This is a genomic window from Rothia sp. HMSC058E10, from assembly GCF_001809415.1.
In the GTDB taxonomy this organism is placed as follows: Bacteria; Actinomycetota; Actinomycetes; order Actinomycetales; family Micrococcaceae; genus Rothia; species Rothia dentocariosa.
Genome location: NZ_KV797619.1, coordinates 33,481 through 45,052 on the forward strand (window position 1 = coordinate 33,481; position 11,572 = coordinate 45,052).

At 47.5% G+C, this 11,572-nt stretch carries 5 protein-coding genes and 1 pseudogene; 5 read left to right on the top strand and 1 reads right to left on the bottom strand.

All coding sequences use genetic code 11. The features are described from left to right. Positions 1–301 (top strand): annotated as a pseudogene (locus tag HMPREF2609_RS11090) (hypothetical protein); the annotation flags it as partial. 489 nt (positions 302–790) lie between these two features. On the opposite strand, the gene HMPREF2609_RS03140 reads toward HMPREF2609_RS11090, so the two are convergent. Next, positions 791–3,694, bottom strand: a complete 2,904-nt coding sequence (locus HMPREF2609_RS03140; RefSeq protein ID WP_070535005.1) for an FAD-binding and (Fe-S)-binding domain-containing protein — start codon at positions 3,692–3,694, stop codon at positions 791–793. A 311-nt stretch (positions 3,695–4,005) separates the two neighbouring features. On the opposite strand from HMPREF2609_RS03140, the gene thrS reads away from it, so the two are divergent. The 4 genes from thrS (at position 4,006) to HMPREF2609_RS03160 (ending at position 11,572) form a co-directional block, all read left to right on the top strand. Further along, positions 4,006–6,042, top strand: coding sequence for a threonine--tRNA ligase (gene thrS, locus HMPREF2609_RS03145; RefSeq protein ID WP_070535007.1), 2,037 nt, complete (start codon positions 4,006–4,008; stop codon positions 6,040–6,042). A 444-nt stretch (positions 6,043–6,486) separates the two neighbouring features. Then, the gene (locus HMPREF2609_RS03150; RefSeq protein WP_070535009.1) at positions 6,487–8,379 is read left to right on the top strand and encodes a hypothetical protein; all 1,893 of its coding nucleotides are present in this window, start codon (positions 6,487–6,489) and stop codon (positions 8,377–8,379) included. Between the two features lie 392 nt (positions 8,380–8,771). Continuing rightward, on the top strand, positions 8,772–10,226 hold the full coding sequence (locus tag HMPREF2609_RS03155) for a hypothetical protein (protein ID WP_070535011.1): 1,455 nt from the start codon (positions 8,772–8,774) through the stop codon (positions 10,224–10,226). Between the two features lie 83 nt (positions 10,227–10,309). Continuing rightward, the gene (locus tag HMPREF2609_RS03160; protein WP_070535014.1) at positions 10,310–11,572 is read left to right on the top strand and encodes a DUF4238 domain-containing protein; all 1,263 of its coding nucleotides are present in this window, start codon (positions 10,310–10,312) and stop codon (positions 11,570–11,572) included.

Here is an 11,572-nt window from a genome sequence, read left to right on the forward strand (position 1 = left end):
GTATGCGGGTCAGTACAGTATTGATGGTGGGCCGTGGCAGTTTTTCGGAACCGAGATCACTCGGGTCAGTGAGCCGGTACTGGTGCGGGTGTGGGAGTCTGAGGTGCACTCGGTGGGCAAGACCTGCACTGAGGACCCGGGAGCGAAAGGGTGTCCAGGGCATCCTGAGGAGCCTGATGTTGGGAATCCGAATCCGCAGTTGCGTAAGGTGGATGTGTATACGGGTCAGCGGTGGCATTTGGATGATGTGGGGGTGGGGGATAGTGAGGGTCGGTTGCACCCGACCTGGCCCAACATGTAAACAGATTGTCAGTATATAAAGAGTAATACCTCACATATAAAAACTGTTTTATTGTACAGGAGAAAGTCTCATATACCCCCTGTCGTGAAAATTAGTATTACACTACCAAAATGTTGATAAAAGGTTGAACTTTTCGCTAAACATAAAGATTTGGTTACAATTTCCGAATATCTTTGAAGTTCGCTTACAGATAAGGCTAATGTTAGAAGTGAGGTAGTTCTGAAGGGTTACCTTGGGCAACAAGACTTCCGGGTTGCTCTTATATCGCACCGCACAACACGATTATTAGCGATTTCGCTAAAAACGCTATGTCCTGAAGATTTAGCTCTGACGCTAGAAACAGGACATAGCGTTTTTGTATATCCGAGGAGGCAGAATATAAACTGGCCTCCTGAGCTGTTGAAATAAGAAGCATTACAAACATAGGGCTGTGGGTACAGTACCTTGCGGTGCTGCACCCACAGCCCTACAGTTTAACGGATCAAAGCTTTACCGAGTGGCCCGCTCTAGAAGCTGCAGTACGTTCTGGAAGGTATGTCCGGTTGCTTCGGTCATACCCTGCTCACAGGTTCGGTTTGAGGAAGCATATGCGGCGAACTCGTGCTCGTTTAGCTCAGCGGTCTCGGCACGGGTAGCGCTCTGCGTAAGCTCGGGGTGCAGCATACCGCGGTCACCCGCGTAACCACAGCACCCCCAATTCTTGGGAACGTATACCTGCTCACTCATGGCGTTTGCAATCTTCTCGAACGCTGGCTGCACACCCAAGTGAGTCATCGAGCAGGTAGGGTGCAGCGCCAGCGACGGCAGGGGAGCCGATACCGTGAGCTTAGGCAGCAGCGTATCGGCGGCGAACTGCACCGAGTCAATAAGCTTCAACTGAGCGTAATCGGCCTCGCCTGCCCCCAAACCCTGCGTGATTTTATGCTCCACAGCGGCTGCAACTTTCGCGCGCATCACCTCAAGGCCCTCAGTACATGAGGAAGCATCACACACAATCGGGATGCGCCCGCCGTCGGTCGCCTGCCACAGCGCTTTGAGCACGCGGTCACTCATAATTGAGTAGCCGTCTGTATACCCCTTGGACTTCCACGGCGTGCCACAGCACATTTGGTCGATACCTTCGGGAACCCGGTATTTCACACCCGCCCGCTCGCAGAGGCGAATAAACGCCTGGGTCGCATTCACCGGGTCGTGCTTACCTTCACCATCAACACCGCCGAACATGGCGTTCACGCAGGCAGGGAAGAACACGATATCGGGGTTTGCTTCCGCATGAGGAACGCGCGGCGCGCCACCGGCAGACAGCCCCTTCTTATAGGCGGGCACCAGGTCTTCGCCGAAGAGTTTACGGCCAATATCGGTGGCTCCGCGTACCACCGGGAACGGCAGCATTTTTGCGGCCGTGAGCGCTTTACCCGCCACTTTATCGATTGTGCCCCAGTGTTTTGAGGCGAATTTCCACCCGGCGGCACCGAGAGCATCCTGGTTCTCGGCACGCAGGCGGCGCACCAAATCACCCGTGTTGATCAGTACCGGGCAGCGCGTAACGCACATGCCGTCTACCGCGCAGGTATCCACACCGTAGTATTCGTATTCTTGGCGTAGGCGTTCGGCAAGTTTAGTATCACCGTTAGCCTCTGCCGCAGCAATTTCGCGGCGCAGCACAATGCGCTGGCGCGGGGTCAGCGTCAAATCCTTAGACGGGCACACCGGTTCGCAGTACCCGCATTCCACACACCGATCGACTTCTTCTTCAACGGTTTCGGCAACCTTCAGGTCGGTGGCGTAATCGGTGTCTTCCTCGGCAAGAACCACACCCGGGTTCAAGAAACCCTTCGGGTCGATCAGGCGTTTAATCTCGCGCATGACCTCGAAGAGCTCGTCACCGAATTGACGGCGCACAAACGGTGCCATAATACGCCCGGTTCCGTGCTCTGCCTTGAGCGAGCCGTCAGCCTCCAGAATGAGCTGCACCATTTCTTCGGTGAAGTCGCGGTACCGCACAAGCTGTTTGGCGTCGCGGAACTGCTCGTTGAGCATGAAGTGAATATTGCCGTCTTTTGCGTGCCCGAAAATGACCGAGTCCTGGTAGCCGTGGGCGTCAAAGAGCGCGGTCAGATCGCGGCAGGTGGTACCGAGCACGTCCACCGGGACCACCACGTCCTCAAGCAGCGCGTTCGTGCCGCTGGGGCGGTTGCCTGCGACCGTGGTGTACAGCCCACGCCGTGCAGCCCAGAGCGCGTTACGTTCGGAAAGTTTGCTGGTCATGGTGACTGGCGAAACCACTGGGAGGGTATCAAACATGGGTGCGGCAGATGCAGCAAGATCGGTGAGCTCCTGCTCAGAGTTTCCCTGAAATTCCACAAGCAGAGCCGCATGATCACGCACATCAATAGCAGCAAGAGCCTCCGCCGCCTGCCCGGTACGCTGTGCTACGCGAATACTGGTGGCGTCCATGAGCTCAACTGTCGCCAGGTGGTTAGCCACAAGTTCGGGCACCGAACGGGTAGCATCCAAGAGGTTATCGAATACGAGCAGACCGGTCGAAACGAATTTATGAATGGGCAAGGTGCGGTAGGTTGCGGACGCCACGAACCCGAGTGTTCCTTCGGAACCAATCAGAAGATGCTGCAGAATATCAACCGGTGTGCTGTAATCCAGCAAAGAGTTCACGCCGTAGCCCATGGTGTTCTTCATGGAGTACTGTTGGCGGATGCGCGCAACCGACTCGGGGTTTTCGACCACACGCTTGCGCAGGCGCAGCAGACCCTCGTGAATCTCGGGTTCAAGGGCGCGCAGGCGGGCATCCGCATCGGGCGCAGAAGTATCAATAACGGTTCCGCTGGGGAGTACGAACACCATAGATTCCAGCGTGTTGTAGGTGTTGAACTCGGTACCGGAAGACATACCCGAGGAGTTATTGGCGACCACCCCGCCGATAGTGCATGCCGACCATGAGGCCGGGTCAGGCCCGAGCTTATAACCGTAGGGCGCCAGCATATTATTGACCGCCATCACTGTGGCGCCGGGCTGAACGCGCACCCTCTTGCCGCCGTCAAGCACCTCAATTTTCTTGAAGTTACGGCGGGTATCGACCATCACCCCGTCGCCGCTTGCCTGACCGGATAGAGACGTGCCGCCCGACCGGAAGGTGAGCGGCAGGTTGAAGGCACTGGCGGCGCGGAAAATATCGGCGACCGCTTCCGCTGAATCGGGGCGTACGATTCCAGCGGGTACCAGCAGGTAATGCGAGGCATCGTGCGCGATAGCGAGCCTGTCAATTTCTTTGACACTGGAATCGAGGGCGTGCGCGCGGGTTTCGGCGAGCATGTGCTCAAGGGCGTTGGTGTAGGGGGAGTTCAGAGCTTCGGATGTATTGGATACAACTGTCATGGGTCATAATCTCCTTACCGGTGTAGGCATAGTTCTCTTCCTATCCTTCCAGTATGTGCTTTTGCACACGTTATGTCTGCTTAGCTTTGGCTAGGCTTACACGCCGAAATACACGTTTTACTGAGGCATTATGACGGGAAACTATCGTTGATATTGTGTCCACCCTGAGCCGCTACCTGAAAATCTGCTGTGAACGCCGTAGAATGGTGATGTCCGTGCACCTGTACAGTGCGGATTAGTCCGCGCGGCTGCGCCTACCCTGGCCCCGTACGCTGGGGGAGTAGGCCCCGTGCCTAACCTAAAGGAGACACATGTCTGCCGCTGAACTGTCAGCACCCATCATGATCAGCGTATCCGGTGAGGAGCGCGAAGTTACTGCCGCCACCGCCGCTGAACTCTTTGCGGATAACGCGAAGATTGTGGTTGCCCGCGTGAATGGAACGCTGGTTGACCTTTCTCACAAGCTCTCTGAGGGCGATACTGTTGAGCCCGTTTTCATTGACGAACCCGATGGCTTGAATGTGCTGCGCCACTCCGCTGCGCACGTGATGGCGCAGGCGGTGCAGGAATACCGCAAGGACGCCAAGCTGGGTATTGGCCCGTACATTACTGACGGCTTCTACTTTGACTTTGATGTGGCTGAGCCCTTCACCCCGGAAGATCTGAAGAAGATCGAGAAGTTGATGATTAAGATCATCAAGTCCGGCCAGCTGTTCCGCCGCCGCGTGGTCAACCACGACGAGGCTGTCGCCGAGATGGCGAACGAGCCGTACAAGCTGGAGCTGCTCTCCCTGAGCCAGGGCCCCGGTTCTGGTGCGGATGCTGCCGAGGGCGCATCCGTGGAGGTCGGCGAGGGTGAAATCACCATTTACGACAACGTGCACCCGAAGACCGGCGAGACCGTCTGGAAGGATCTCTGCCGCGGCCCGCACCTGCCGAACACCAAGCTGATTGCTAACGGCTACGCCCTGATGCGTGCCGGTGGCGCGTATTGGCGCGGTTCTGAGAAGAACCCCATGCTTCAGCGTATTTACGGTACCGCCTGGCCCACGAAGGATGAGCTGGTGGAGTATAAGCACCGTATTGCTGAGGCTGAGCGCCGCGACCACCGCCGCCTGGGCCGTGAACTGGACCTGTTCTCCTTCCCGAAGAACATTGGCCCCGGCCTGCCGGTCATCCACCCCAAGGGTGGCGTGATTAAGCGCGAGATGGAAGACTACGTGCGCACCCGCCACATTCAGGAGGGTTTCCAGTACGTCAGCACCCCGCACATTTCGAAGGAAGACCTGTTCTACACTTCCGGTCACCTTCCGTACTATGCGGACGGCATGTTCCCGGCTATGGAGCTGGATAACGGTCATTACCGTCTGAAGGCTATGAACTGTCCGATGCACAACGAGATTTACCGTTCTCGTGGCCGTTCGTACCGTGAGCTGCCGCTGCGTTTCTTCGAGTTCGGCACCGTGTACCGTGACGAGAAGTCCGGCGTGCTGCAGGGTCTGACTCGTGTGCGCATGATTACTCAGGATGACTCCCACTCGTATGTGACGAAGGAGCAGGCACCGGACGAGGTGCGTCACCTGCTGAAGTTCATGCTGAGCCTGCTTGAGGACTTCGGCATGACTGACTTCTACCTGGAGCTGTCCACCCGCGACACCGAGGGCGATAAGAAGGATAAGTTCATCGGTACCGATGAGCAGTGGGAAGAGGCTACCGCCGTTCTGGAGCAGGTTGCGAAGGAGACCGGCCTGGAGCTCGTCCCGGATCCTGGTGGAGCTGCGTTCTACGGTCCGAAGATTTCGGTTCAGGCGAAGGACGCGATTGGCCGTACCTGGCAGATGTCGACCGTTCAGTACGACTTCAACCAGCCCAGCCGGTTTGGTCTGGAGTACCAGGCAGCTGACGGCACCGTGCAGGAGCCGGTCATGATTCACTCGGCGAAGTTCGGCTCGATCGAGCGCTTCCTGGGCGTGCTGACTGAGCACTACGCGGGCGCGTTCCCGGCATGGCTGTCACCGGTTCAGGTTATTGGTGTGCCGGTGGCTGAGGCGTTCAACGACTACATGACTGAGATTGCGGACAACCTGCGTGCACACGGCGTACGTGTTGAGGTGGATTACGGTTCGGACCGCTTCACCAAGAAGATTCGTACCGCGTCTACTGAGAAGGTTCCGTTCATTCTGATTGCTGGCGGTGAGGATGCGGAGCACGGCGCTGTTTCGTTCCGTTTCCGCGGTAACAAGCAGGAGAACGGTGTGCCCGTGGATGAGGCTGTGGCACGTATTGTGGAGCATATCCGCAACCGCGTGAACGAAGACCCCAAGCCCAGCACCGAAGCTGCTGAGTAATACTAGGCTTGCTGGTCTAACTCATATATAGAAACCACCCCCTTTGCGGTGACAAGCTGCGGAGGGGGTGATTTCTATGCGCTTTGAGGAGGCGCGGGTGGGGGAGCGTGGTTGGGTACAGAAAGTTGTGTTGTGGTGGAGTTTTTCCTAGTCCGGGCGGGTGTCTTCGTGCTAATGTGAATGATGGTACTTACGTTCGTTGCCATTCGGAGGTGCCGGTAATTGTACGATTCGGATAAGGGCGTCTGGGTGCGGTCTAGGCACCTCGTGTGTGTTTAATCGTCAGGTGTTCTAATATCCACAAGTCCGTGAAGGATATATTATTTAACTATTTAAGAATTTATAAAATTTTTCAATGAGGATGATCTTATTAAAGGCGTCAATGTGGCATTAATTTTAGCGATTTAGCATGTAGAACCGGAGGTTGGTTTAAAGTTGTGTTTTATGGTTTCGAAGAGCTCTCACGAAGCAGGTTGGATTAACTGCAATAAATATACCGCTGAGTATGTCGAAAGATTTCAAAGTGCGCTGGATTATCAAAATAAAATTAAAAATTTAAAAAAAATAAAAAGAGAAGATAAGGGACTTGAATTTGCTAGAGGGGAAAAAGATAAATGCATTGGTGATCTCGAAAAAATTATTGGAGATAAGTTAGGTTCAATATGCATAGACTGTGGACTTGACAGTTATCTAGAACTCACTAGGCAAAAAGGCTATGAAAACGCAAAAGACCGCGGAATTAGTATGCGGAGGTTGGCAACTCTGCTAGCGGTTCATGGAGCGGATCCTTTAGAATGCGGCCACTGGTTTTCTGATAATCCTCAGGATGGAGAAGGACTACTATTACATATAATGACGGCTATGAACTATCTAAATGATTTAGAAGTTTTTATACATCAGAGATGGGAAATCTCCAAACTACAGGAGAATAATAATTCCTTTATTAAATCAAATGATGCAATTGGGCGGGCGGACAGGATTTCAAGAACTAACCCGACTGCCATACGATTTACATACATATCATTTTTATTTACTTCTTATCTTATACGATACAGCGGGTATTTTAATGAGGTAATGAGAAAAATTAAAGATATCGATTCCGCGATGTCTGATTTATTTGATAGGGATCGCGAAAATACTTATTTTTACACGCCTAAAGATTTAGCATGGCCAATTGTTGATAAGCTGGCATGTTCCTTGGATGAGCTAAATGAAAAAAATGGAAGAAATATCGACTTAGAAACATTTTTAAATCACGACGATGCCTATTTTAACCTATCTCAAAAACAGTTCCTTAAAAAGAACGATAAAATTATTGTTGTGACTGATCCGCATGAATCTGTTTATGGTACATATAAAGCAGTTTTGGACAATATTTCCACCCCTGAAGGAAAGGAAGGGGAACCATTTGAAAAATTAGTCCAATGGGTAGCCAGCATGATGGGAGACAGTAAAATTTTACCAGGGCCAAGCTACGTATCTGGAGAGTCCATACCTGATTTAGAAGTAGATTTTGTAGTTACAAGTGGCAATATTTTGATTATAGGTGAATGTAAATATAAAGGGCGTTATTATGACCCAGATGCAGGGATAAAACATGTTGAAAATGACATAATTGGGGAGGGATGGAAACAAATAAGTAAACGCAGGAGCACCCTTCTTAATTATTCTGGAATTTTAAGAACCGAACAAGGCATAGAAGTAACTTGTCCTACAAAGGAAGTAAACTATGTAGTCCCTATTATTGTGCATAACCAGGAGTATATTCCGCCGGAGTGCAAGGATAGTGGCATTAAAGATGATAATTATGGGGTTCACTCTTTTTCGATTGAAGGTTTTATGATTGCGATATTTACTTGTCCAAATATTTTTGATTTCTTAACATATCTTCAATTTAGGCGTGAATACATTAAAGTTCATGAGAAAAAATTTTTTAATGCAAGGATATTTGATGAACTTGATATATGCACCTCATTTGTGAATGGTGGTGGAGGAACGTATGACTTAAAAGGAAAATATAGGTTGGTTACTTGTGAAGTTTATACGGGAAATGATGTATGTTCTATAGGCCGTTGGAGAGAATTTCTAGATGAAATCTATCATTGGGAGGAGTTTCCCAAAATAAGCGATAAATATAGAGACGTTTTAATATCATCTGTGGTAGATGATATTAAAAATATTGTAAGAATCCTTGAACAGGAAAATAATAATGAAGCTACCCTTAACATGTATGAAAGGGGATTATATAAGCATTATGAATCAGAAAATAAAGGAAAATCTATGCATGTGGACAGTCTAAAAGAATTGGCAAAATCATATATATCTTTCGAAATTTAAAGTGTATTTATTTTGACTAGTTACAGAGAATGAAAACTGTAATCTGGACAGGGAGCGCTGCCCCGTTGGCTTGTGCTAGTTAGCTGAATTTTGGACACGTTGGCTCTATGTATTCCGTCCTAATAGAGAGATAAGCTACTAGACAGCTGTTTTGAAAGTATATTGGGTAGGGTGGGAGGGAAAGCTAAAGACATAGGCTGAGAATTCTGCCGAGAAGACCTGCTCCTAGTCTAGCGGTGTAGATTTGTGCTAATGTTACTGGTGGCACTTATGTTCGTTACCGTTCGGAAACGCCGGTAATTGTACGATTCGGATAAGGACGTCTGGATACGATTTGGACGCGTTAGGCATGTTCAATCGTCAGATATTTTATCTGCAGGTTCAAGGAGGAGATGCATATTCACGTATGTAAAAATTTAGCGAATTTGATTCAAAAAATTTGTACGCCTAAGAATAATTTAAGGGGTGAAACAGTGAAGACATATATTTTGGCTTCAATTTTTACTGATAAAGAAAGTTTAAAAATATTCGAAAATAATGATGGTAATCTGGGGATAAACTGGGTCACAGGAGCTCCCACTATTAAATACAGGGAGTACAAGACAGATAAAGAATTTCCTTCCAGTGCGGATACTCGGCGGGAAAACTTTTCTAAGATTGTTTGGGAGCTCATATATGAGGGTGGTCGTAGGTATTATGGCGATTCCCTAAAAGGATTTAATCCGATAACTAATGCTGAAAAACAATACCAGTGTAGTGTTAAAGGAATTCAGGTTCTATTTGCAGAAGAGAGTATTTGTGTAGATGGAATAGTTCCGGGTTTGGTGGTTCTTGAATTATTTAAAGAAGAAGGAGGAATTATCCAGGTTGAAGAGAAAGATATATATGCATATCTATCGGAAGAAAAGATAATTCCGGTGGGTTATGTTATAGAAAATAGCAATAATTATGATTTGAGGAGGCAGATGTGGCAACATAATGTAAAGCCATTTGTTTACAGGCTAAGCATAGTTGATGCGTTTGAATCCTTGCCGAAAAAAAATCCCAGAGATTATACTGAGGATGAAGAGAAAGATTTTTGGGGAGAGCTACACTATTACGCCACTGGCAAGAAACCCTCTGAGTATATTCGAGATAAATGGATTAATGAAAAAGGACCTGCTGCACTAAAAATATTAGGCAGGGGAGACTGGTGTTTCTATGTACGCTCACAAGGTATTTGTTATTATGCTCCGGATATTAATGGAGATAGCTATAAGAACAAGCCAATTTGTTTCCAAGGTTATGCAGAATCATTCCATTTGGATGCAATCATGCTATCGATTTTGAAGAATTCCCTTGTAAGTTATTATCTGAATCAGATTCAAAAATATGTCCTAGAGGATAATAGAGACTCTATCAGGGATGTTAATGACAAAATCAATAGAATGTATATTATGTATGATATGGGGCGGACGAATCCTCGAGGGGGACAACATTTTATTGTTATGGAAAAGATAGAGGAAGTCCTCCACTTCGGGCAGAATCTAAAGGAATTAATGGATTCTGCTGGAAAGATTGAAGAGATTAGTTCGAATCAGCGTCAAGAAAATATTGCAAAGTATGCACTGTGGGTAGCACTCATAATGGTTGTTCCAGCAGTTGTGGCATTGCTAAATGACGGAACTGCGAACCTAGAGAAACACTCTGGATTTAGCTTTCTCTACTACGCCTTAATTCTTTTATTTATATATTTTGTGTTCTGTTGCATTCGTAAGGGATGGGTTTCAAATTTAACTAATTGGACATTAAGTAAATTATGTGAACGGGTAATTAAATTGTGTAAGAAAAATAGATGCCGAAATTAAGATTGACTTAAAGGGAAAACTTTAAACTTTTTGCATATTCAGCATGGATAATTCTATTCTACCTCTTTGAAAGGAGAGATATTGTGAACGAGAAGGATCACCTGATCCCCGCTTGTGTTATTGGTCAGTTTACGAAGGGCAAGGAAGGAAATAATTGGAGAGAGCAGAAAGTCTATAAATTCGATATCCGTCGCGGGAAGAAAAATCTTGTACAAGCAAAAAATATTAACTGGATTAGGGGGGAGTATAGGTCAGATTTTAGCGCTGACGTGTACGGCAACGAATCTGGGCTTGATCCAGATGATAATTCACGGGATATTTTAAATCTAGATGAAAGATTTCAGCAAGTGGAGACCAATATTCCCAAATTTATTGAAAAGCTTGAAAATAAAAGTGAGCTGATAGAATCGGATTATAAAAAAATACTTATTCCTTATATTGCCCAAATATTTGTTCGGTCGCGAATTTCTTCTGAATATATTATGGAAAATATTAATGAAAATCTTGATGGGAAAGGGGATAAGCGTAGGTACATTTCAAACAACGATATTCCTGGTGTGGCTGTTATTCATGATCCTAAAAACTCAATTCAGTACACTAGGGGATTATGGTTGGATAGATATGAAAAATATGATTTGTACTTTTATGCAATTGATATTTTATATGACAAGAAAAGGCGTTTTGTGTTATCAAATTTGGGAATCGCACCTCTACCCAGCGATCTGGATCCCTATAGATATGACGAAAAGATGGGTGATATGGCTGCACGTGTCTATTATGATTGTCATGGGTTTAGAACTGCGCCGGCGTATCTGATTCCGCTGTCTCCCAAGATCGTCATTAAAATTACACCTCGATATAAAATTCCTGCTATGTATAAAAGAAAGATGCCCGTACGTTACATTGACATATCAAATGCTTTTACTGAGGATGAAATTTATGGTGAAAAATCGGTGATATCGATTATTAATGAGCAGATTGTTAAATATGCAACAGAATTTTATGTGGGGCGAAATCCGAACAATGTGGATAAATATAGAAAAATAAAGGGTCTTGCACGCGAGAATATTGTAAACAATTTATTTTTCCCGTGTCGTATTCAGCGGGAGGATGATTATGGTTCTAATGAGGAAAAATTGAAATGCTATTATGAGGGCTTAAGGGAGAAAATATATTCCATCATAGATGGTAATCGAAAGCACCCAGAATTAATTGATATTTCTGACTATTTAAAACCTGATAGAATGATGGGTTTATACAATTGGGTTCAGCCACTTCCTGTTCCGGTAAACTCCCCGATTGAATATGTCCCCCGTGTTTATGAAAATATAAATAAAAAATCCTGA